Raw genomic sequence first — 20,975 nt, 5'->3', positions numbered from 1 at the left:
CTCAGACCGATGCCGGTTGGGCGGCCGGTTCCTCGTCGACCACAGCGCCGGTGAACTGTGAGCGGTAGAGCCGGTGGTACGCGCCCTGGACGGCCAGCAACTGCTCGTGGGTGCCCTGCTCGACGATCCGGCCGTCCTCCATCATCAGGATCAGGTCGGCGTCGCGGATGGTGGACAGCCGGTGCGCGATGACGAAGCTGGTCCGGTCCGAGCGCAGCGCGGCCATCGCCCGTTGCAGCAGCACCTCGGTACGGGTGTCCACCGAGCTGGTGGCCTCGTCGAGGATCAGCAGCGACGGCTCGGCGAGGAACGCCCGCGCGATGGTGATGAGCTGCTTCTCGCCGGCGCTGACGTTGCTGCCCTCCTCGTCGATGACGGTGTCGTAACCGTCGGGAAGGCTGCGCACGAACCGGTCCACGAAGGTGGCCCGGGCGGCGGCGAGGATCTCCTCCTCGGTGGCGTCCGGCCGCCCGTAGGCGATGTTGTCCCGGATGGTGCCGCCGAACAGCCAGGTGTCCTGGAGCACCATGCCGATCCGGCCGCGCAGGTCGTCGCGGCGCATCGTGGTGATGTCCACCCCGTCGAGCGTGATCCGGCCCGCGTCCAGCTCGTAGAACCGCATCACCAGGTTGACCAGGGTGGTCTTGCCGGCGCCGGTCGGGCCGACGATGGCCACCGTGTGGCCGGGCTCGGCGACCAGCGAAAGGTCGTCGATCAGCGGCTTGTCCGGCTCGTAGCGGAACGAGACGTGCTCGAACTCGACCCGACCGTGCGGGTCGGTGACCCGGGCCGGCGCGACCGGGTCGGGGGTCTGCTCGTCCGCGTCGAGCACCGCGAAGACCCGCTCGGCCGACGCCACCCCGGACTGGAGCAGGTTGGCCATCGAGGCGAGTTGGGTGAGCGGCTGGGTGAACTGGCGGGAGTACTGGATGAACGCCTGCACGTCACCGAGGCTCATCGTGCCGGAGGCGACCCGCAGCCCACCGACGACGGCGATCGCCACGTAGCTCAGGTTTCCGATGAACATCATCGACGGCATGATGATCCCGGAGATGAACTGCGCCCCGAAGCTGGCCCGGAACAACTCCTCGTTCTTCGCGTGGAACGCGGCCTCGACCTCGCGCTGCCGGCCGAAGACCTTCACCAGCTCATGGCCGGTGTACGCCTCCTCGATCTGGCCGTTCAACTCGCCGGTGTGCGTCCACTGGGCGATGAACTGCTTCTGCGAGCGCTTGGCGATGCGCTGGGTCACCAGCACCGACAGCGGCACCGCGACCAGGGCCACCAGGGCCAGCACCGGCGAGATCCAGAACATCACGGCCAGCACGCCGACGACGGTCAGCAGCGAGGTGAGCAGCTGGCTGAGGGTCTGCTGGAGGCTGGTGGAGATGTTGTCGATGTCGTTGGTGACCCGGCTGAGCAGCTCACCGCGCGGCTGCCTGTCGAAGTAGGGCAGCGGCAGCCGGTTGAGCTTCTCTTCCACCTCGGCGCGCAGCCGCAGCACGGTGCGCTGGACCACCCCGTTGAGCAGCCAACCCTGCCACCAGGACAGCAGACTCGCCGCCAGGTAGAGCCCGAGCGCCAGCAGCAGCACCCGACTCAGTGCGTGGAAGTCGATGCCCACCCCGGGCAGCACGTCCATCCTGGCCAGCATGTCGGCGAAGCTGTCGTTGCCGCTGGCCCGGGCCGCCGCGACGGCCTGGTCGGCGGTGGTGCCGGCGGGCAGTTGCCGGCCGATCACCCCAGTGAAGATCAGGTCGGTGGCGTGGCCGAGGATCTTCGGCCCGGCCACGCTGAACCCGACGCTCACCACGGCGAGGGTGATGATCGCGGCCAGGTGCAGTCGGTGCGAGCGCAGCCGGCCGAGCAACCGCCGGGCCGACGGGCCGAAGTTCATCGACTTCTCGGCGGGCATTCCGGCGCTCATCCATCCCGGGCCGCCGCCCGGACGGCCCGGTGGCAGCCGCTTCGGCGTCCGCGCGTCGCCGCCGGCCTGCTGCCCGTCGCCTCCCGGCGTTGGCGGGTCGCCGGCCGGCTTCTGACTGGGTACGGCCGCGGTGCGCGGCTCGTCGCGCTCGGTCATGCCGCCACCTCCGTGGTCTGCTGCGAGGCCACGATCTCGGCGTACGTCGGGCAGGTGTCCAACAACTCCCCGTGTCGTCCCACTCCGACGACCCCTCCGTTCTCGAGAACGATGATCTGATCGGCGTCGATGATCGTGGAGACCCGCTGGGCGACGATCACCACCGCCGCCTGCGCGGTGACCGGCCGCAGGGCCGCTCGCAGCCGCGCGTCGGTGCCCAGGTCGAGCGCGGAGAACGAGTCGTCGAAGAGGTAGATCTCCGGTTGCCGGACCAGGGCGCGGGCGATGGCCAGGCGCTGCCGTTGCCCACCGGAGACGGTGGTGCCGCCCTGCGCGACCGGGGCGTCCAACCCGCCGGGCATCTGGGCCACGAAGTCCCGGGCCTGGGCGATCTCCAGCGCCGACCACAGCTCCTCGTCGGTGGCGTCCGGGTTGCCGTAGCGCAGGTTGCTGGCGACCGTTCCGGTGAACAGGTACGGCCGCTGCGGCACCAGGCCGATGCGGCGCCACAGCTCGTCCGGTGCCAACTCCCGCACGTCCACCCCGTCGACCAGCACCGCGCCGTCGGTGACGTCGACCAGGCGGGGGATCAGGGACAGCAGCGTCGTCTTGCCCGCTCCGGTGCTGCCGATGATCGCCGTGGTGGTGCCCGGGGTCGCCCGGAAGGAGATGTCGCGCAGCACCGGCTCCACCGCCCCCGGGTACTGGAAGCGCACCCCGCGCAGCTCCAACTCGGCCCGGCAGGGCAGCTCGGTGACCGGCACGGTGGCCGGGACCACCGAGGAGTCGGTGTCCAGCACCTCGACGATCCGCTCGGCGCAGACCGCCGCCCTCGGCACCATCATCAGCATGAAGGTGGCCATCATGACCGCCATCAGGATCTGCATCAGGTACTGGAGGAACGCGGTGAGCGCCCCGACCTGGATCGCGCCGGCGTCCACCCGCTGCGCGCCGAACCAGAGCACGGCCACGCTGGAGACGTTCAGCACCAGCATGACCACCGGGAAGATCAACGCCAGCAACCGACCGGTACGTAGCGCGGTCGCGGTCAGGTCGGCGTTGGCGACGCCGAAGCGGTCCGTCTCGTACGGCTCTCGGACGAACGCACGGACCACCCGGATGCCGGTGATCTGCTCGCGCAGCACCCGGTTGACCGTGTCGATGCGGGTCTGCATCAGCCGGAAGCCCGGCACCATCCGACGGATGATCGCGCCCAGGGCGATGGCCAGCACCGGCACGCTGACCAGCAGCAGCCAGGAGAGCCCGACGTCCTCACGCAACGCCATGAACACACCGCCGACGCTCATGATCGGCGCGGCGACGAGCATCGTGCAGCTCATCAGCACGAGCATCTGCACCTGCTGCACGTCGTTGGTGTTGCGGGTGATCAGCGACGGTGCCCCGAACCGGGCCACCTCGCGGGCGGAGAAGCGGTTGACGTGCCCGAACAGTTCGGCGCGTACGTCCCGGCCGAAGCCCATCGCGACCCGGGCGCCCAGGTAGACAGCCGCGATGGAGCAGACGATCTGGATCAGGCTGACCAGCAGCATCCAGCCGCCGGTGCGCACGATGTAGTCGGTGTCGCCCCGGGCCACACCCTGGTCGATGATGTCCGCGTTGAGGCTGGGCAGGTAGAGCGAGGCCATGGTGCCCACGAACTGGAGCAGCACGACCGCCAGCAACGGTCTCTGATAGGTGCGCAGTTGGCCGCGCAGGAGTCGGATCAGCACGCCGGGTCCTTCGTTTCGGTAGGGCGTCCGGTCATCCGCGGGTCGTCTCCGCTGCCGATGACCTCAAGCAGGAACTCCCGGATCACCTGGGCCTTCGCCGGGTCGGCGTCGACCGAGGTGAGGGGCCGTCCGGAGTGCATGAGCGCGTCGAGCGCGGCCACCCGGTCCCGCCCGGCGGGGGTGATGGCGAGTCGGATGCTGCGCCGGTCGTTGTCGTCGCGTTGCCGCTCGACCAGACCGTCGCGCTCCAGCGTGTCGACGATGCCGGTGAGGGTCGCCGGGCGGACGAACCCCTTCTCGGCGACCGCCCGGTGCGGCAACTCGCCGTGTCGGGCGAGCGTCATCAGGGTGATCATGCCGGCCTGGGTGAGGCCGTGCTCCTCGGCGAGGTAGCGGTTCCACCGCTGCCCGACCAGGTGCCCGGCCACCACCAACAGCCGGCCGAGCGGCACGTCCTGGAGGGTCACGAGTTCCACGGCTAGCAGGTTAGCCCCCTGATAGTCAGGGGCCAAACGAATTTGCCGCAGACGGCCCGACCCGGCCCGCCGACACCGAGCTGATCGCGGCGCGCGGGCAGAAACGCGTCGATCATGGAGTTGTGGTGGGCAGTCCGCCCCTCACTGCCCCTTCTGCGGGGCACCACAACTCCATGATCGACGCGCTGGAGGGTGTCTTACCAACTCGTGGGGAGAGGCATTCCTTCGGTGAAGCCGGCGGCACTCTGCACGCCGACGATGGCCCGCTCGTGGAACTGGGTCAGGTCCCGTGCGCCGGCGTACGTGAACGCGCTGCGTACCCCGGCGATGATCTCGTCGATCAGGTCCTCGACACCGGGGCGGGCCGGGTCCAGGTGCATCCGGGCCGAGGAGATGCCCTCCTCGAACACCGCCTTGCGGGCCCGGTCGTACGGGCTGTCGTCGGCGGTCCGGGCGCTGACCGCCCGAGCCGAGGCCATTCCGAAGCTCTCCTTGTACCGCCGGCCGTCCGGCTCGGTGTAGAGGTCACCGGGGGACTCGTAGGTGCCGGCGAACCAGGAGCCGATCATCACGTTCGACGCGCCGGCGGCGAGCGCCAGCGCCACGTCCCGGGGGTGCCGCACCCCGCCGTCGGCCCACACGTGCCGGCCCAGTTGGCGGGCGGCGGCCGCGCAGTCGAGCACGGCGGAGAACTGTGGTCGACCCACGCCGGTCATCATCCGGGTGGTGCACATCGCCCCCGGGCCGACGCCGACCTTGATGATGTCCGCCCCCGCCTCCACCAGGTCGCGTACGCCCTCGGCGGTGACCACGTTGCCGGCCGCCACCGGCACCCCCGGGTCCAGCTTCCGGACCGCCTGAAGTGCCGAGATCATCCGTGCCTGATGGCCGTGCGCGGTGTCCACGACCAACGTGTCCACCCCCGCCTCCAGCAGCGCCGCCGCCTTGCCGGTCACGTCCCCGTTGATCCCGACGGCCGCCGCGATCCGCAGCCGGCCCCGGTCGTCCACCGCCGGTGTGTAGAGCGTGGCGCGCAACGCGCCCTGTCGGGTCAGCACCCCGACCAGCCGACCTTCGGCGTCCACCACCGGGGCGAGTCGGCGACGGCCTGCGGAGAGCAGATCGAAACCGGTACGAGGATCCGCGTCCGCCGGGACGGTGTGCAGCTCGGTGGACATCACGTGACGCAGTTGCGCGAAGCGGTCCACGCCAGTGGTGTCCGCCTCGGTGACCACGCCCATCGGCCGGCCGGCGTCGTCGACGACGATCACCGCTCCGTGCGAGCGCTTGGGCAGCAGGTGGATGGCGTCGCCCACGGTCTCGGTCGGGCCCAGCGTGATGGGGGTGTCGTAGACCAGGTGGCGCTGCTTGACCCAGGCGACGACGTTCGCCACCACCTCGATCGGAATGTCCTGCGGGATCACCGTGATGGCACCCCGGCGGGCGACCGTCTCGGCCATCCGCCGTCCGGCGACCGCGGTCATGTTCGACACCACCAAGGGAATCGTGGTGCCGGTGCCGTCGCCGGTGGAGAGGTCGACGTCGAGTCGGGAGCCCAGGTCGGAGCGGGCCGGCGCCATGAAGACGTCGGTATAGGTCAGGTCGTGCGCGGGAGCCGCGCCGTGAAGGAACCGCACCCGACAATCATTCCCGCTGGTGGCCCGTTCCACCGCCGGTGGTCGCGGAAAACACTCGCATTGCCGTCGGTCCTGCTGGCGCGCCACTGCTCGCCGGAGGAGCCCGGCAGCCCGGCAGAGGTGCCCCGGCGAGCCCGGGTACGGATCGGTCAGCCTGGCAGAAGTGCCACGGTCAGTCCGGGTAGAAACCGGTCAGCCCAGCAGGAGTGCCACGGTCAGTCCGGGTAGAAACCGGTCAGCCCAGCAGGAGTGTCACGGCGAGCCCGGCCATGACGACGGCGATGAGCGCGTCCAGCACCCGCCAAGCGACGGCGCGGGCGAGCAGCGGCGCGAGGCGCTGCGCGCCGACGCCGAGCGCGGTGAACCAGACCACGCTGGCCAGAACGGCGCCGGTGCCGAAGACCCACCGGTGCGGATGTTGCTGGGCCACGCTGCCGAGGAGCAGCACGGTGTCCAGGTAGACGTGCGGGTTCAGGTAGGTGAAGGCGGCACAGGCCAGCAGGGTCGCCCCCAACGTGGCCGGCGGCCGTTCGGTGGGCAGTAGGGTGCCGGGACGCAGGGCGCGGCGGGCGGCGAGTCCCGCGTAGCAGAGCAGGAAGGCCGCTCCGCCCCACCGGATCGCCGTCAGCAGGCCCGGTCGACCGGTCACCAGCGAGCCGACCCCGGCCACTCCCGCCATGATCAGCAGCGCGTCCGAGGCGGCGCAGGTCAGCACCACGGGTACGACGTGCTCGCGTCGCAGGCCCTGACGCAGGACGAAGGCGTTCTGGGCGCCGATGGCGACGATGAGCGCGATGGAGACCGAGAAGCCGGCGAGGGCGGAGGTGAGCACGGAGTCGACGCTAGGACCGTCGACGGCCACCAGTCCAACTAAAGATTCTCAGGCATCTTAAGCTCAGCTAATGGATGGTCTCGACTCGGCGCAGCTTCGGACACTCGCGGCGGTGGTGGCGGAGGGCAGCTTCGACGCGGCGGCCCGGCTGCTGCACGTCACGCCGTCGGCGGTGAGCCAACGGATCAAGGCGCTGGAGGAGACCGTCGGTCAGGTGCTGGTCCGCCGTGCCCGTCCGTGCGTGGCAACCGACGCCGGCCGCCCGCTGCTGCGCCTGGCCGGCCAGCTCGCGCTGCTCGAACGGGAGGCCCTCGCCGATGCCCGCGGCCCGCTGGCCGGCGGTGGCCGGATCCGGGTCGCCGTGGTGGTCAACGCGGACTCCCTGGCCACATGGTTCCCCGCCGCGCTGGCCCGGTTGCCGCAGCGGGCCGGGCTCTCGTTCGACCTGCGGCAGGACGATCAGGACCACACCGCCGAGCTGCTGCGCGACGGCTCGGTGACGGCGGCGGTCACCGCCCAGCGGGAGGCCGTGCAGGGCTGCCGCGTGCTGCGACTCGGGGCCGTGCGCTACCGCGCGTTGGCCACAGCGGAATTCGCGGCGTCGCACTTCCCCGGCGGACTCACCGCCGCCGCGCTGGCGAGCACTCCGTTGTTGGTCTTCGACCGGAAGGACCGGGTGCAGCATCGGTTCATCCGGGCGGTGGTCGGTCGACCGCTCGACCCGCCGGTGAACTACGTACCGTCGGTGCCGGCGTTCAGCGAGGCGATCCGGCTCGGGTTGGGTTGGGGTCTGGTGCCGGAACAGATCGCCCAGGCCGACCTGACCGCGGGTCGCTGTGTCGACCTCGCGCCGGGCCGACACCTCGACGTTCCGCTGTACTGGCAGCACTGGCGGCTGGAGTCGGACGTGCTGAACTCCCTGACCGTCGCCGTCCGCGAGGTCGCCGCCGAAACCCTGCGCTGATCGTCCGCCGGACGGCTCAGGCGATGGTGCAGATGGGAGCACCGGCGGTGATCACGGCACCGACCTCGGCGTTGAGGCCGCTGACCGTACCCGCCTTGTGCGCGTGCAGCGGCTGCTCCATCTTCATCGCCTCCAGCACCACGACCAGGTCACCCTCGGCCACCGTGTCGCCGTCCGCCACCGCGATCTTGACGATGGTGCCCTGCATCGGCGAGGTGAGCGAGTCGCCGCCGACCGGGGCACCGGCCTTGGCACCGCCACCGCGCCGGGTCGGCTTGCGAGCGGCGGGTGCCGCGGTGGTCGTACTCCCGCCGAAGCCGGCGGGGAGGCTGACCTCGATGCGCTTGCCGCCCACCTCGACCACGACGGTGTCGCGCTTGGCCGGCGCCTCGGCGGTGCCGGCGGCGGCGCTGAACGGCGGCACCGTGTTGTGGAACTCGGTCTCGATCCACCGGGTGTGCACGCTGAAGGGCTCGGCGGTGAACGCCTCGTCCCGCACGACGAGCCGGTGGAACGGCAGCGCGGTGGCCATCCCGTCGAGGACCATCTCGTCCAGCGCGCGGCGGGCGCGCTCCAGCGCCTCGGTCCGCGTCTCACCGACGATGATCACCTTGGCGAGCAGGGAGTCGAAGTTGCCGCCGATCACGTCGCCGGCCGAGATGCCGGTGTCGACCCGCACACCCGGCCCGCTGGGCAGGCGCAGCGCGGTGACCGTGCCGGGCGCGGGGAGGAAGTTACGGCCCGGGTCCTCGCCGTTGATCCGGAACTCGATCGCGTGCCCGCGCGGCGTCGGGTCCTCGGTGATCCGCAGCTTCTCGCCGTCGGCGATCCGGAACTGTTCGCGGACCAGGTCGATGCCGGCGGTCTCCTCGGTGACCGGGTGCTCGACCTGGAGCCGGGTGTTGACCTCCAGGAAGGAGATGGTGCCGTCGACGCCGACCAGGTATTCCACGGTGCCGGCGCCGTGGTAGCCGGCTTCGCGGCAGATCGCCTTGGCGCTGTCGTGGATCTGCGCGCGCTGGGCTTCGGTGAGGAACGGCGCGGGCGCCTCCTCGACGAGCTTCTGGTGCCGCCGCTGCAACGAGCAGTCCCGGGTGCCCACCACGATCACGTTGCCGTGCTGGTCGGCGAGGACCTGCGCCTCGACGTGCCGGGGCTGGTCGAGGTACCGCTCGACGAAGCACTCGCCCCGACCGAACGCCGCGACCGCCTCCCGGGTTGCCGACTCGAACAGCTGCGGGATCTCCTCCATCGTGCGGGCGACCTTGAGGCCGCGCCCGCCACCACCGAAGGCGGCCTTGATGGCGACCGGCAGGCCGTGGTCGACGGCGAAGGCCATCACCTCGTCCGGGCTGGCCACCGGGTCGGGGGTGCCGGGGACCAGCGGTGCGCCGGCCCGCTGGGCGATGTGCCGGGCGGTGACCTTGTCGCCCAGGTCGCGGATCGCCTGCGGGGTGGGGCCGATCCAGGTCAGCCCGGCGTCGGTGACGGCCTGGGCGAAGTCGGCGTTCTCACTGAGGAAGCCATAACCCGGGTGTACGGCGTCGGCACCGGCGCGAGCGGCGACGTCGAGCAGCTTGTCGATGCGCAGGTAGGTCTCGGTCGCGCTGTCCCCGCCCAGCGCGTACGCCTCGTCCGCGAGAGTGGCGTGCAGGGCGTCGCGGTCGGAGTCCGCGTACACGGCAACGCTGCCCAGGCCGGCGTCGCGGCACGCGCGGATCACCCGGACGGCGATCTCGCCGCGGTTGGCGATGAGTACCTTGCGCACCTTCGTGGCTCCTCCCGGGCAGGTTACTGACGGGGAGTGTATCGGCCGCCCACAGCGACCCTAACGATCGCTCAGTGTGGGATGGCGCACTGCACCCGCCACGGTTTAGTCAAACTTGGCTATTACGCTTGTCGGGTGTCTTCGACTCGGATGATGATTCTCGGTCTGGTGCGGTGGATGCAGCCCGTGCACGGCTACGACGTGCGCCGTGAGCTGCTGAGCTGGAGCGCCGACAAGTGGGCGAACGTGCAACCCGGATCGATCTATCACGCCCTGCGCAAGCTCACCGAGGAGGGGCTGCTCCGCGCCGTCGCGACCGAGCAGGTGGGCGCCCGTCCGGCGCGGACCACGTACGAGGTGACAGTCAAGGGGGAGGACGAGTTCGAGACGCTGCTGCGCAACTCCTGGTGGACCATCAGCGAGCCGGTCGACCCGTTCGTGGCCGCCTTCTCCTTCCTGCCGGCCATGCCGCGCGCCGAGGCGGCTGCCGCCCTGCGTAACCGGGCCAACCTGCTGCGCGCGGGCGTCGACTCGATGCGCGCCTCGCTGGAGTCGGACTGGGTGCGCAACCGCAAGCCGGTGCACGTGGCCTGGATGTTCGAACTGTGGTCGGCGCGCGCGGAGGCGGAGATGACCTGGTGCGAGCGGATCGCGGAGCGGATCGATTCCGGAGTGTCGTACCTGCCTGCTGAGCTGGACGGAGCGCAGGGTTGGACGGGGTGGAAGGACGGCGCGGAGTCGCCCGGCACCGACGCGCAATAATCAACGTTGACTAGAAAAGCTATATCGCGTTAGCCTACCGACGGCACAGCGGGGGATTGCGCCGTCCGGCGTCGACCCACTCGACGGCCGGCCCGACCGGCCCGAACGACCAGGAGCAGAGATGATCGAGACCAGGGGGCTGCGGAAGTCGTTCCGCTCCCGCGCGGGTCGAGAGACGAAGACGGTGGACGCCGTGCGGGGCGTCGATCTTGACGTTGCCAAGGGTGAGATCTTCGGCTTCCTCGGCCCGAACGGCGCCGGCAAGACCACCACGCTGCGGATGCTCGCCACGCTGATCGAGCCGGACGGCGGTGAGGCCACCATCGCGGGCGCCGACCTGCGCAAGGACCCCGCCGAGGTGCGCCGCCGCATCGGGTACGTCCCGCAGGGCGGCAGCACCTGGGACGAGTCCACCGCCCGCGAAGAGCTGGTGCTGCACGCCCGGATGTACGGCATCAGCAAGGCCGAAGCGCAGCGGCGTGCCGCCCGCGCCCTCGACGCCTTCCAGCTCACCGAATACGCCGACCGCAAGTGCAAGACCTACTCCGGCGGCCAGCGTCGCCGCGTGGAGATCGCCCTCGGCATCATCCACGAGCCGAAGATCGTCTTCCTGGACGAGCCGACCACCGGCCTCGACCCGCAGAGCCGCGCACACATGTGGGACGAGATCCGCCGGCTCCGCGCCGACGGGATGACCGTCTTCATCACCACCCACTACCTGGACGAGGCCGACGCGCTCTGCGACCGGATCGCGATCATGGACAACGGCGAGGTGGTGGCCGAGGGCACCCCCGCCGAGCTGAAGCGGGAGATCTCCGGCGACGTGGTGCTGGTCGGTCTCGACCTGACCGCCACCCCGCAGGCCGCCCAGACGCTCGACGGCGAGCCGTACGTCAACAAGCTGGAGACGGTCGACGAGGGCGGCCTGCGCCTCTACGTCGACGAGGGCGCCACCGCCATCCCGCAGGTGCTGCGCCGACTCGACCACGCCGGGCTGGAGTTGCGCTCGATCGAGCTGCACCGACCCAGCCTGGACGACGTCTTCCTCACCAAGACCGGCCGCTCGCTGCGCGAGTCCTGACCACCGGAGACGACTCTCATGAAATTCGCCCGTGACTCGTGGCTGATCTTCCAGCGCCAGATCCAGCTCCTACTACGCAACCCGGTCTGGGTGTTCGTCGGCGTGTTCCAGCCGGTCATGTACCTGCTGCTCTTCGCCCCGCTGCTCAAGCCGGCACTGAACGCGCCCACCCAGGCGGCCGCCTACAAGATCTTCGTACCGGGTCTGCTGGTGCTCCTGGCCATCTTCGGCGGCCTGTTCCAGGGCTTCGGCCTGATCGCCGAGCTGCGAGCCGGCGTCATCGAACGCTCCCGGGTCACCCCGATCAGTCGGCTCGCCCTGCTGCTCGGCCGCTCGCTGCGCGACGTGGTCTCGCTCCTGGTGCAGGCCGTCATCATCACGCTCCTGGCGCTCATCTTCGACCTGCGGGTGTTCCTCGGGGACCTGCTGCTGGCGTACCTGATGCTCGCCCTGATCGCCCTCATGACCTCGGCCGTCTCCTACGGTGTCGCCCTCAAGGTCAAGAGTGAGGACGCGCTGGCCCCGCTGATGAACACGGTGGCGCAGCCGGTGCTGCTGCTCTCCGGCATCCTGCTGCCGCTGACCTTCGCGCCTGGCTGGTTGCAGGGCATCGCCAACTGGAACCCGTTCTCCTGGGCGGTCGACGGCACCCGGGCGCTGTTCGCCGGTGACCTGGGCAGCGACAAGGTCTGGCAGGGCCTCACCATCACCGCTGTCCTCGCCGCGCTGGGCGTCTACTGGGCTGCCCGCCAGTTCGCCCGCAGCGTCCGCTGACGCAGGCTCTCGCTGCTCCTCGATGGTGAGGTGTCCCCTGGTGGGGGCACCTCACCATCCGTGTTCGGCGGTTGCCGACGGTCAGCGGACCCGGGCCAGGGTCAGGCCGTCCGCGATCGCCAGCATCACCGGGTCCACCCGTACGTCCGCGACAACCTCATCGTTGAACGCGGCGATGGCCCGGTCGGCGGCGTCCCGCGGGGCGATGACCCGCCCGCCACGCAGGACGTTGTCGACGGCGATCACCCCACCCGGACGCATCCGGGGCACCAACTCGGCCCAGTAGATCGGGTAGCCGGTCTTGTCCGCGTCGATGAACGCGAAGTCCAGGTGCCGCTCGTGCGGCAACTCCCGCAGCCCGTCAGCGGCCGGGCCGATGCGCAGGTCGATCAGATCCTGCACGCCGGCCCGCGCCCAGTAGCGCCGGGCGATGCCGGTGAACTCCTCGGAGATGTCGAAGCAGGTCAATCGCCCACCCTCGGGCAACCCGCGGGCGATCGCCAGCGACGAGAGCCCGGTGAACGTGCCGACCTCGACGGCCTGGCGCACGCCGAGTAGCCGGGTGAGGAACGTCAGGAACGCGGCCTGCTCCGGAGCCACCTGCATGGTGGCGTGCTCGGGCAGCACCGACCGGGTCTCCTCGGCCAGGTCACGGATGATCTCGTCCGGCGGGGAGCCGTGTGCGACCAGATAGGCGTGCAGCTCGTTGGTGAGCGGGATCGACTTGATGGTCATGACCGGACGTTACCGAGCGGCTCGACCATTTGGCCGCCCGGCGCGACAGTCGTCCACAGGTCGGTGATCCGCAGATCCAGCTCGGCGAGGAGCCGGCGCAGCAGCGGCATCGACAGCCCGACCACCGTCCCCGGGTCACCCTCGATCCGTTCCACGAACGGCCCACCCAGCCCGTCGATCGTGAACGCGCCGGCCACCGCCAGCGGCTCGCCGGTGGCCACGTACGCGGCGATCTCGTCGTCACTGATGTCAGCGAAGTGGACGGTTGTCGACGCCACCGCCTCCGCGCGCCGGCCCGCAACCACGTCGACCAGGCAGTGCCCGCTGTGGAGAACACCGCTGCGGCCCCGCATCCGCAGCCACCGCCGGGTCGCGTCCGCGGCATCCGTCGGCTTGCCGAGGATCTCACCGTCGAAGGCGAGCACCGAGTCGCAGCCGATCACCAACGTCCGCTGATCGGCGGCTGAATTGAGCCGGGTCAGCACCGCCTGAGCCTTCAGGCGAGCCAACTCCAGGCACAACTCCTCGGCCCGTTCGGTCACCACCAGGGACTCGTCCACCCCACTGACCAGCACCTCCGGCTCGACGCCGGCAGCCTGGAGCAACTTACGACGGGCAGGGCTCGCCGATGCGAGCACGAGGCGGAGCGGCAAAGTCTCAGACACCACCCCGACGTTACCGCCCAACACCCCACCAGGACCCACACCCCGCCGCCGGGTGGCCCGCCCCCTTGATCCACTCGACCTACAGGAAACCGCGCCATCCCATCACCCCGAACACCGCGACTTCCTGCAAGCCGAGTGGATCACCGCTTCGCCGATCGTTCAGCGACTGATTCTGGGTGGCGGATCATCACCACGACGACGCCGCCGCGCCATCACGGCCCATCCGACGCCGGCAGCCACGAGCACCCCGAGAGTGGCCAGCCCCCGCGCGGTCGCGCCATCGCTCTCATCACCCGGCTGCGCACCAGCCGTCGTGATCGGGCCAGCGCCGGGCGGGGCGCTCACCGATTCAAACCCAAGCGGCGGTACGTCTGCCGTCAGCGCCGCAACAAGATCGATCACTCCGTAGCCGTACTCGTCGTCACGCCCAGGGGGGCCCTTGTCGACGGCGGTAGCCGTGAGCCGATGCGCCACCTCCCGGGCCGGCAGGTACGGGTACTTGGATCTGATCAACGCAGCCGCACCCGCAACGATCGCCGTCGCGCTCGATGTGCCAGTTCCCTTGGAGTATTTCCCGCCGTAACTGGTGCTGTAGATGTCAACGGCAGGAGCGACCACATCGATGTTCGGGCCGGTGACCGAAATGGCAGCGTGTCGTCCAGCGCGATCAACGCCCCCGACCGCGATAACACCCTCTTCGCTGGCCGGATACGCAGTTGTGCTGTGAGGTAAGTTACCCACTGATGCCACAACTACGATGTTTGCTGCGAGGGCCGATTTGATCGCCCGGACAAGGCGCGGTGTCGATGCACCTCCGCTTGAAATGCTGATGACCTGGGCACTGTTAGCCCTCGCATATTCTACGGCTGCTGCGAGATCATCGGCTTCACCGAAATTATCCGCGCTTGACGCCTTTATCGGGAGAATTTTTGACTTAGGTGCAATGCCGAGCGCGCCTGAACTTGGGCCGCTACCATGCGCCGCAATTAGCCCTGCCATGCTCGTGCCGTGACTGTTCGAGTCCTGCTGGCCGTCTCCCGAGCCACCCGCCACCGTGTCGGTGCCCTTGAGTAGATTCTCCTTCAGGTCAGGGTGACGATCGACGCCCGTGTCCGGAACCGCGACAATAACTCCGTCGCCTTGGCTGACCGCCTGCGCTCGGGATATGTTTAGGAAGCGAAGGTGCCACTGGTCGTCTCGAATGCGCTCGGCTTGGTCGGGCCCTGTCGTACCGCGCACCGAATGCGGCCGATCCTGCGCGGCCGCCCCGAGGCCCGCGATTGACAGGACCATTGTGGCCAGAATGGCTCGGGTGATGAGTAGCATTACCGCGAGAAGCCTATAGCCGGACCTGGATCAATGGGACCGTCGTCGTTGGGTGGCCGGACTACCGGAGTCACCCCCTTGTCAGTCTCCCACGGGTTATCGGGATCCCAATGGTGCGAGCTGTTATCAGTCTGTCTACGCGCGCTCGGCCGCGCAGGATTCGACTGCATATAACTGGAACTCGTCAGGCCGGGGCCACCACCGATCGGTGGGATGCTTTGTGCTGCTGAAAGGCTGCGACCCGCGCCAGGTCGAGAACCGGCTCCTCCGCTGGGAGCAGTGCCCGCACCCCCACCCCCAATCACGCCGCCAATCGGGTTGACGCGGCGGGCTGAGTTCGGCCCTGCCCCAGGCTGGCCCAAACCGATCGATGGCGGACCGCCGATGATGCCTCCCGGCGGCATGGCTTTGTTGGAAACCGGGGGCATCGATCGATGGGTAGGGTTTTCAGCTCGAGCCTGCGGCCTGCCAATTGACCCTGCCGGCGGTTGAAGGGCCGATTCACCAACCGGTCGCACTGAGATGCCAGGCGGCGGGCCTATGGGAGCGCCGGGGGAGGTTGACGGAGGGCTGGTCAATCCAGCTGGACTTGGGTTCGGCATGCTCGGGGTTAAAGGCGCACCCACCCCACCCAGTACGGGCCCGACGCCCGGTGGAGTCAAGGCAGGCGTAGGTCCTGCGGAAGTTGTTGTCGGAGTTGTCGACGGCGGGGCTGCTGGCGGTATCGGCACGGCGACGACCGGGGGAATCAAGGGACTCTGCGCGCTCATGTCATAAACGTCAGGATCGTTTGGCTGATGGCCGGGTCGACGTGGTGGCGGGGGTGGTTTTTGGAGGGTTGCTTGGGCTTGTTGGAGTTCGCCGCTCAGGTTGAACATCATGGAGCGGGCCTGCACGTTCAGCCGTTCCAGGTCCCCATCAGCGACAGGCGGTTCGGTCACCCGGTTGCCCATCACCGCTTTCGGGTCGGCGACCATCGACTCGTACGCCTGCTTCTGCTGGAACTTGGTCGCGTACTCCTCATAGATCTTGTGAAGTGCGGCGCGGGTGGTGCCGATGGCCTGGGTTGCGGCGGAGAGCGCTGTGTAGTTCGCGGCGGCGGCGTCGTGGGTGCGCTGCACCTTGTCGATGAGTTCGTCGAGTTCGGCGAGGTACGTGCGGGAGGCGGCGCTGGTTTCGGGGGGCCATGCCGCGGCGAGTCCGCGTCGGTACTGCTGGAGGCGGCCGAGGTGGGTTTGCGCCAGGTCGCAGACCTTGCGCCAGCCGGCGACCTGTTTCCAGTGGTTGGCGGTGTCGTGGTCCTGGAGGCAGGCCCACATGCTGTTGACGTCCATGAGGTGCCAGTCGGTGAGGCCGGAGGTGCGGCCGGTGCCCCGTTCGATCACGGCAGGACCACCGGCCCTTCGGCGTCGGCGCTGGTCGGGTCGGTCAGGGTTGGCGTCGGGCCGCCAGGGAGGACGCTGGCCGGGTTGGCGAGGGCTCGTTGCACGTCGACGACCCGGGCGGCGGTGAAGGCGTCACTGTCGGCGTAGCGGGTGGCGACCTGATCGGCGGCGGCGGCGAGGTGGCCGGTGGCGCCGCGGACGGCGTACACCATGTCGGCGGTGGCCTGCTGCGTCTCGTGGTGGGCGTGCAGGAAGGTGACCAGCTCGATGAAGGCGTCACACGGGTTGGGCAGCTTCGCGGACATGTCTTCGGCGATGTACGACAGGTGCGGCGCGTAGTTGCTCTCGACCTCGGCGGCGAGCCGGTCGGCGAACTCTCTGAGCTGGCTGATGTCGGCTTCGATGCCGCCGTAACCGCGTAGCCAGGGTGCTGGCCGGTCCTCTTCGGGGATCATGGATCCTCCCTACCCGTAACGGCACCGTTTCCCTGAGTGAGATTAACGGCTCATCGCCACCCTGGCAGCCCCCGTACGGCAGGTCTCGGGTCAGCGGGGCAGGCCGGCGGCACGCCACCCGCGTGAGCCGCCGGGTCGGCCGCTGCGCGCCCAGGCGGACGCGGTCGCCGGGACGGGGGCGGCGGCCGGACGGGTTCGGACGATGATCGCCCCCACCAGAGCGGCCAACTCCTCGGCGGTGGGCACGCCGCGGACGACCCGGAACAGCGGCTCTTCGGCAGACATGCCGCCAGGGTACGCGGCGCGAAGTTACCCGAAGCGCACAGTGGCGTGCCGGCGGTGTGAGCGTCAGCGGGTCCGGGTACCGTCTCACCGATGTCGAACGCGCTTCCCCAACTCGTCGCTGACCGATACCGGCTCCTGTCGCCGCTCGGCCAGGGCGGCATGGGCCGGGTGTGGAAGGCGCGCGACGAGGTGCTGCACCGGGACGTCGCCATCAAGGAGTTGGTGCCGCCACCCGGTCTCACCGACGAGGAGCGCCGCGAGATGCGGGAGCGCTCGTTGCGGGAGGCGCGGGCCATCGCCCGGCTCAACCATGCCAATGTCGTCCGCATCTTCGACGTGCTGCGGACCGACGGCGATCCGTGGATCGTCATGGAGTACGTGGCGTCCAAGTCGTTGCAGGACACTCTCGCCGAGGACGGCCCCGTTTCGGTGGCCCGCACGGTGGAGATCGGCCTGGGCGTGCTGGGTGCGCTCAGCGCCGCGCACAAGGCGGGCGTCATGCACCGCGACGTGAAGCCCGGCAACGTGTTGCTCGGCGAGGACGGCCGGGTGGTGCTGACCGATTTCGGTCTCGCCACGATCCCCGGTGACCCCAACGTGACCCGCACCGGCATGGTGCTCGGTTCGCCCGCGTACATCTCGCCGGAGCGGGCCCGGGACGGCACCGCCGGGCCGGAGGCCGACCTGTGGTCGCTGGGCGCGACGCTCTACGCGGCGGTCGAGGGCAAGTCGCCGTATGCCCGACCGTCGGCGATCGGCACCCTGGCCGCGTTGGCCACCGAACCGATTCCGCCGCCGAAGAACGCCGGTCCGCTCAAGGCCGTCCTCAACGGGCTGCTGCGCAAGGACCCGAACGAGCGGATCACCGCCGAGGTGGCGGAGCGGTTGCTGCGCCGCGCCGGGGGCAAGCGGTCGCGCGGCATCTCCCTGCTCGACGGCGTACGCCGGCCTGGGCCGAACGGTCCGCGCGAGCCGCGACCGCCGCTGGTGCCGGCTCCGCGACCGGCCGAGAGTGTCGACCGGCCGGTGTCCCCGCCGCCCGCCGCCGCGACCACTTCCGCCGCCACCTCTGCCGCTGCCGCGACTTCCGCTGCTGCCGCGACCCCCGCCGCCGATGCCACGCCGACGGCGGTCGTCTCCTCGGGCGCGGCCGCGGACCCGACCGCTGTGGTGCCGGCCAAGCCGACCGCGGCGCCTGCCGAGCCGACCGCCACGATCGACCGCCCGACCGCTGCCGACCCGGTGGAGGCCGAGCCGACGACGAAGGTCGCGGCCGCGCCCGACACGAGCGTCGACGGTACGACGAACGTCGACGACGAGCCGACGGTTGTCGACGGTCCGCCGGTGGCTCCGGAGCAGCGCAAGCCGACCACGCCGACGTCGCTCATGCCGCCGGTGAGTCCGGCCGGCCGCGCTGCGGTGCCGCTCTCGGATGGCACGAAGCCGGACAACACCCGACGCAACCTGCTGATCGGGGCGGTGGTCGCGCTCCTGCTGATCGGCCTCGTGGTGGTCGTGCCGATGCTGACCAAGGACGACGACAAGACTCCGCAGGCCAACCCGACCGGTGCCGGCGCGACCTCGGGTGCCGCGCCGACCTCCGCTGCGGCAGCACCGCCACCGTCACCGACGACGGGTGCTCCGAGCCCGTCGGCGTCGGCCACCCCCTCCGTCGACCCGAACGCGCTGCCGGCGGGCTGGAAGCTGCACCGGGACCCGGCCGGCTTCTCCTTGCCGATCCCCGATGGTTGGGTGCGTCGCGAGGTCGACAGCGTCACTGTCGTCTTCGACCAGTCCAACGGGCCGGGTGAGCTGCTCGTGCAGTGGACCCCCAACCCGGCGAAGGACGCGGTGGCGGACTGGAGGGAGCAGGAACCGAACCGCGCCAGCCGCGTCAACAACTACCAGTACCTCAGCATCAAGCCCTGCAACTTCTGGAAGACCTGTGGGGACTGGGAGTGGCTGGAAACCCGGGACGGGCAGCGGATCCACGTCCGTAACCGAGGGTTCGTGACGGCCAGCAACCGTGGTTACGCGCTGCGGTGGGAGATCGCGGAGAAGGACTGGCAGGCCAACCTGCCGAACTTCGACCGGATCGCCAAGGGTTTCGTGCCCGACCGTAGGGACTGAAACTCCTTCGCATGACCTTCCGCCGTCGTGGGTAATTGACCTTCGACGACGGAAGGGAGGCACGACATGGGTTACCGACGGAGGGACACTCGGCCCCGGCTGGCACTGTGGATGCTCGTGGCGCTTGGCGATGCGATCCTGCTGCTGGTCAGCGCTGGGGTTTCGGTGCTCGTCGCACTGCTCGGCGTCGTGATCGTCACCGGCCTTGGTGTTGCTGCCTGGCGGTTGACCCGCAGGGGCGCGCTGGCTGGTGAGGATGCTGTGGTGCCGGCCCTGAGCCGGCGGCGGGCTTGACCCGTACCCGGTGGTGTGGCGGCAGCCGGACCGATTGTCGACCATGATGGTGATCGTCGATCCCGCTGCCGCCAACGGCCCGGTCAGGTGTTGTTGGCCAACGCGATCAGGCGGCTCCGGTCGCCGTTCCAGTAGTTGCGGTCCACGTTGCCGCTGATCCCGGAGACCGCGCCGGTGCTGGTGTACTGCCAGAAGCTCCACACCGAAGCCCCGGCCGGCAGGGCGCCGGGGGTGCTCGACCAGCGGGCCAGCCAGAGCGGGTGGTTCGCCCACGGGCCGGTCCAGCTGCCGGTGCACTGGTTCCACCAGCTCGTGGTGGTGTAGATGACCGCGTACCGCCCGGTGCGGGAGCGGTAGGTGTTCAGGAAGTCCTGCACCCAGTTGCGCATCCCGGTGGTGCTGAGCCCGTAGCAGTAGCCGCCGCTGTACGGGTTGGCCTCGATGTCCAGCGCGGCCGGCAGGGTGCGGCTGTCCGCGGACCAGGCGCCGCCGTTGGAGGCCAGGTAGTTGGCCTGGGTGGAGCCGGCGGAGATGTTCGGGCGGGCGAAGTGGTACGCCCCGCGGATCACCCCGGCGTTGTACGAGTTGACGTAGTTGGCGTTGAAGTTCGGGTCCTTGTAGCTGGTGCCCTCGGTCGCCTTGATGAAGGCGAACTCGATGCCGGCGTTGCGGACGCTGGTCCAGTTGATGCTGCCCTGGTAGCGGGACACGTCGACACCGGGTGTGGTGGCGGCGGCCGCCGGTCCGGCGGTCGCGACCAGAGCCGCCGCCGCGGTGGCGAGGACGGTGAGGCCGGCCGCGAGCGTGCGGCGCAGCGATGACGAGGTACGGGCCATGAGTGCCTCCAAGGACGTCGCTCTATCGACATCCATCTTTGGAGGTAAGTGCCCTAGATCGCAAGTGCGGCTGAATAAAAGCTTCAACGACTGGGCGTGCAGGACCCCTGGACGAGGCGGAACGGATCAGCGCAGTGTGGCCGGGTCGAGCTGCCAGCGGAACGGCTCGACGACGCTCAGCGTCTCGCCGGGCTTGGCCACCTGGTCCTCGACGTAGTGCTCGCCGTCGAGCCGGAACAGTCGCAACGAGTGGGCGTCCCCGTCCTGCTCGACGAGCAGATACCAGGGGATTCTCGCGATGGCGTAGAGCTGCATCTTGAGCAGACGGTCAGCGGCTGCGTTCCCCGGTGAGACGACCTCCCCGACGAGAGACACCCGGTCGGAGTCGAGATAAGTGCCGTCGTCGTCGGCATCGGTGACGACGAGATCCGGGATCACGATCCGGTCGACGCCGAGCCGGACGTTGATCGCGTCATAGACCAGGAACCCCCGAGGCTCTGCTGCAGCCTCGATGCTGTTCGCCAGCCGACGCGACACCGGCTGGTGCCGTCGGCTCGGGGCAGGGCTCACCAACAGGCTCCCGTCGAGCAGTTCGATCCGGTCAGGCGTCTCGCCCAGGGCGAAATAGTCGGCTTCGGTCCACAGGCCGACGTGCGGCTCCAGGGGGGCAGTGCTCACCGACGGTCACCTCCCGCTTCGCTCGCCACCCGATCAGTCTCACAGGATACGAGCCGGTGCCTCGGGAGCGACACGGAAC

General features: G+C 69.8%; 20 protein-coding genes. 6 read left to right on the top strand and 14 right to left on the bottom strand.

The window, feature by feature from the left end; genetic code table 11:
* Position 1: 1 nt before the first annotated feature.
* The 5 genes from ACZ6NZ_RS00475 to ACZ6NZ_RS00455 form a co-directional block, all read right to left on the bottom strand.
* The gene (locus tag ACZ6NZ_RS00475) at positions 2-2,083 is read right to left on the bottom strand and encodes an ABC transporter ATP-binding protein (protein ID WP_465854552.1); all 2,082 of its coding nucleotides are present in this window, start codon (positions 2,081-2,083) and stop codon (positions 2-4) included.
* Positions 2,080-3,813 (bottom strand): ABC transporter ATP-binding protein, encoded by a 1,734-nt coding sequence (locus ACZ6NZ_RS00470; protein ID WP_465854550.1) that lies wholly within the window; start codon positions 3,811-3,813, stop codon positions 2,080-2,082. The genes ACZ6NZ_RS00475 and ACZ6NZ_RS00470 overlap by 4 nt, the downstream gene beginning before the upstream one ends.
* Complete coding sequence (locus ACZ6NZ_RS00465; protein WP_465854548.1) at positions 3,807-4,289, bottom strand: MarR family winged helix-turn-helix transcriptional regulator; 483 nt, start codon at positions 4,287-4,289, stop codon at positions 3,807-3,809. The genes ACZ6NZ_RS00470 and ACZ6NZ_RS00465 overlap by 7 nt, the downstream gene beginning before the upstream one ends.
* 197 nt (positions 4,290-4,486) lie before the next feature.
* Positions 4,487-5,926: a GuaB1 family IMP dehydrogenase-related protein gene (locus tag ACZ6NZ_RS00460; RefSeq protein WP_366612672.1), complete on the bottom strand. Its 1,440-nt coding sequence runs from the start codon at positions 5,924-5,926 to the stop codon at positions 4,487-4,489.
* 235 nt (positions 5,927-6,161) lie between these two features.
* A complete protein-coding gene (locus ACZ6NZ_RS00455; protein WP_465854545.1) occupies positions 6,162-6,758 on the bottom strand; it encodes a LysE/ArgO family amino acid transporter in 597 nt (198 codons plus the stop codon).
* A 70-nt stretch (positions 6,759-6,828) separates the two neighbouring features.
* On the opposite strand from ACZ6NZ_RS00455, the gene ACZ6NZ_RS00450 reads away from it, so the two are divergent.
* Positions 6,829-7,722, top strand: coding sequence for a LysR family transcriptional regulator ArgP (locus tag ACZ6NZ_RS00450; protein WP_465854543.1), 894 nt, complete (start codon positions 6,829-6,831; stop codon positions 7,720-7,722).
* Positions 7,723-7,738: 16 nt separating this feature from the next.
* Here the strand turns inward: ACZ6NZ_RS00450 and ACZ6NZ_RS00445 are convergent, their stop codons facing one another.
* A complete protein-coding gene (locus ACZ6NZ_RS00445) occupies positions 7,739-9,490 on the bottom strand; it encodes an acetyl/propionyl/methylcrotonyl-CoA carboxylase subunit alpha (RefSeq protein WP_465854542.1) in 1,752 nt (583 codons plus the stop codon).
* 150 nt (positions 9,491-9,640) lie between these two features.
* Between ACZ6NZ_RS00445 and ACZ6NZ_RS00440 the strand changes: the two genes are divergently transcribed.
* The 3 genes from ACZ6NZ_RS00440 (at position 9,641) to ACZ6NZ_RS00430 (ending at position 12,107) form a co-directional block, all read left to right on the top strand.
* A complete protein-coding gene (locus ACZ6NZ_RS00440) occupies positions 9,641-10,252 on the top strand; it encodes a PadR family transcriptional regulator (RefSeq protein ID WP_465855878.1) in 612 nt (203 codons plus the stop codon).
* A 121-nt stretch (positions 10,253-10,373) separates the two neighbouring features.
* A complete protein-coding gene (locus ACZ6NZ_RS00435; protein WP_366612668.1) occupies positions 10,374-11,333 on the top strand; it encodes an ATP-binding cassette domain-containing protein in 960 nt (319 codons plus the stop codon).
* An 18-nt stretch (positions 11,334-11,351) separates the two neighbouring features.
* A complete protein-coding gene (locus tag ACZ6NZ_RS00430; RefSeq protein ID WP_465854540.1) occupies positions 11,352-12,107 on the top strand; it encodes an ABC transporter permease in 756 nt (251 codons plus the stop codon).
* Between the two features lie 81 nt (positions 12,108-12,188).
* Here the strand turns inward: ACZ6NZ_RS00430 and ACZ6NZ_RS00425 are convergent, their stop codons facing one another.
* The 6 genes from ACZ6NZ_RS00425 to ACZ6NZ_RS00400 form a co-directional block, all read right to left on the bottom strand.
* The gene (locus tag ACZ6NZ_RS00425) at positions 12,189-12,842 is read right to left on the bottom strand and encodes an O-methyltransferase (RefSeq protein WP_366612666.1); all 654 of its coding nucleotides are present in this window, start codon (positions 12,840-12,842) and stop codon (positions 12,189-12,191) included.
* Positions 12,839-13,507, bottom strand: coding sequence for a Maf family protein (locus ACZ6NZ_RS00420; RefSeq protein ID WP_465854538.1), 669 nt, complete (start codon positions 13,505-13,507; stop codon positions 12,839-12,841). The genes ACZ6NZ_RS00425 and ACZ6NZ_RS00420 overlap by 4 nt, the downstream gene beginning before the upstream one ends.
* Before the next feature lie 159 nt (positions 13,508-13,666).
* Positions 13,667-14,800 carry a S8 family serine peptidase gene (locus ACZ6NZ_RS00415; protein ID WP_465854536.1) on the bottom strand — a complete coding sequence of 378 codons (1,134 nt, stop codon included), beginning with the start codon at positions 14,798-14,800 and terminating at the stop codon, positions 13,667-13,669.
* Positions 14,801-14,832: 32 nt separating this feature from the next.
* Positions 14,833-16,167 carry a hypothetical protein gene (locus tag ACZ6NZ_RS00410; protein ID WP_465854534.1) on the bottom strand — a complete coding sequence of 445 codons (1,335 nt, stop codon included), beginning with the start codon at positions 16,165-16,167 and terminating at the stop codon, positions 14,833-14,835.
* A gap of 47 nt (positions 16,168-16,214) precedes the next feature.
* On the bottom strand, positions 16,215-16,673 hold the full coding sequence (locus ACZ6NZ_RS00405; RefSeq protein WP_465854532.1) for a hypothetical protein: 459 nt from the start codon (positions 16,671-16,673) through the stop codon (positions 16,215-16,217).
* A gap of 90 nt (positions 16,674-16,763) precedes the next feature.
* Entirely contained in the window at positions 16,764-16,958 is a 195-nt protein-coding gene (locus ACZ6NZ_RS00400; RefSeq protein ID WP_355009460.1) for an acyl-CoA carboxylase subunit epsilon, read from the bottom strand.
* A 90-nt stretch (positions 16,959-17,048) separates the two neighbouring features.
* Here ACZ6NZ_RS00400 and ACZ6NZ_RS00395 point away from each other — a divergent pair, with 90 nt between their 5' ends.
* Entirely contained in the window at positions 17,049-19,088 is a 2,040-nt protein-coding gene (locus tag ACZ6NZ_RS00395) for a serine/threonine-protein kinase (protein WP_465854530.1), read from the top strand.
* Positions 19,089-19,154: 66 nt separating this feature from the next.
* A complete protein-coding gene (locus ACZ6NZ_RS00390) occupies positions 19,155-19,382 on the top strand; it encodes a hypothetical protein (RefSeq protein ID WP_465854528.1) in 228 nt (75 codons plus the stop codon).
* A gap of 83 nt (positions 19,383-19,465) precedes the next feature.
* On the opposite strand, the gene ACZ6NZ_RS00385 is transcribed toward ACZ6NZ_RS00390, so the two are convergent.
* Together ACZ6NZ_RS00385 and ACZ6NZ_RS00380 are read right to left on the bottom strand one after the other, a co-directional pair.
* Complete coding sequence (locus ACZ6NZ_RS00385; protein WP_465854526.1) at positions 19,466-20,218, bottom strand: GH25 family lysozyme; 753 nt, start codon at positions 20,216-20,218, stop codon at positions 19,466-19,468.
* Positions 20,219-20,344: 126 nt separating this feature from the next.
* Positions 20,345-20,896 (bottom strand): Uma2 family endonuclease, encoded by a 552-nt coding sequence (locus tag ACZ6NZ_RS00380; protein WP_465854524.1) that lies wholly within the window; start codon positions 20,894-20,896, stop codon positions 20,345-20,347.
* Between the last annotated feature and the right edge of the window lie 79 nt (positions 20,897-20,975).

This window comes from Micromonospora sp. NPDC047756 (genome assembly GCF_055587245.1).
This window is presented reverse-complemented; position numbering and strand designations above follow the sequence as displayed.